This window comes from Streptomyces niveiscabiei (assembly GCF_001419795.1).
GTDB lineage: Bacteria > Actinomycetota > Actinomycetes > Streptomycetales > Streptomycetaceae > Streptomyces > Streptomyces niveiscabiei.
Window position 1 is genome coordinate 1 of the sequence record NZ_LIRL01001411.1, and the last position, 1,575, is coordinate 1,575.

Sequence of the window (1,575 nt, forward strand, 5' to 3'; positions counted from 1 at the left end):
GGCGATGCCGCAGGTGCGGGCGCAGGGGGACGCGGGGCAGGTGTTCACGCACCTGCTGATCCGGACGGGGCTGCTGCGCGAGCCCGCGCCGGGGTATGTGGACTTCGTCCACCGGACGTTCCAGGACTACTTGGGGGCGAAGGCCGCGGTCGAGGCGCGGGATTTCGGGTTGCTGGTGAAGAACGCGCATGACGACCAGTGGGGTGACGTGGTGTGCATGGCGGTGGGGCATGCGCGGGTGGATGAACGGGGGCTGATCCTCCGGAAGCTGCTGCGGGAGGCGGGCAAGGTACGGCGGCACCGGGACCGGCTGGTGCTGCTGGCGGCGGCGAGTCTCGATCACGCGCCGGAGCTGGACCCCGAGGTGCGGGAGGAAGTGGAGGCGCGGACCGGCGTGCTGATGCCGCCGCGCTCGGACGAGCAGTCGGACGCCCTGGCCGAAGTGGGCCAACTGGCCCTGGAGTTGCTGCCGGGGCCTGAAGGGCTGACGGCGCGGGAAGCGGCGTCCGTGGTGCGGACGGCTCAACTGGTCGGCGGGGACGCCGCGTTGGGGGTGATCACCCGCTTCCGGAAGGACGAGCGCCTCGCCGTACGGACCGCCCTCGGGTACGCCTGGCAGGCGTTCGACGCCGTCCGGTACTTCGAGGCGGTCCTGGAAGGCACCGTCACCCCCGACGAGATCCTGAACGTGCGCCGGGCGGAGGAGTTGGCGCTGCTCCCCCGCCTCCCCCAGCTCACCGGACTGAACCTGATCGGCGACCACGGCATCCCCGAGGCGGCCGTACGCCTCCCCGCGCTGGAGTTCCTCGGCATGTTCCGCAACAGCGGGGTCGACGGCTTCTCACGCCTCAAGGAGTTCCCACGGCTGCGGCGGCTCTCCGTGAACCACTGCACGCGCGTCGCCGGCCTCACCTCCCTCGCCGGCTCCCCGCTGACCCACGTCTACCTGTACACCCCTCTCCTCCCGTTCTCCCTGGCCCCCTTGGCGGACCTCCCCGAACTCCAGCACCTGGCCTTCGACTTCCGGGCCCCGCAGACCCGCCTGGACCAGCTGGCCTTCGCACCCCGGCTCACGGGTCTGGGCCTCTTCGAGGAGGCGAGCACCATGGACCTCGCCGGGATCGAGGCCATGGCGCGCCTCGAATGGCTCACCCTCACCGGCGAGCGCCAGTGGCGGGACTTCCTGGCGCGCGGGGTGTTCTCGCCGCTGAGGTCGGTGCAGCTGATGGACGTACCCCTGGTCGACTTCGCCGAGCTGACGCCGTACCAGGACCTGACCAAGATCTACCTCTCCGGCGTCAGGCAGGTCGCGAACCTCGCGGCTCTCGCCGAACTGCCCCGCCTCACGTTCATCGAGTTCTCCGGCTGCCACCACCTCGACCTCACCCCCCTGGCACCCCTCTCCCACCTGGACATCCGCCTCCACCGCAGCAAGCAGACCCTCGGCACCGACCTCATTTCCCCGCCCCGCCTGATCCTCGACTGAGGAAAAACCAGTAGCCCCGCCCCTGCCTGCCCCCTACCGTCATCCCCACGGGGGCGGCTCCCCGGTGTGCTTCCTTCTCACTCCTGAAA

The 1,575-nt window shown here is 70.6% G+C and carries 1 protein-coding gene; it reads left to right on the forward strand.

What is annotated here, in order from left to right; all coding sequences use genetic code 11:
• Nucleotides 1-1,486, forward strand: a 1,486-nt coding sequence (locus AOK24_RS44560; RefSeq protein ID WP_478078799.1) for an NACHT domain-containing protein, incomplete at its 5' end; no start/stop codon positions are given.
• Nucleotides 1,487-1,575 lie beyond the last annotated feature (89 nt).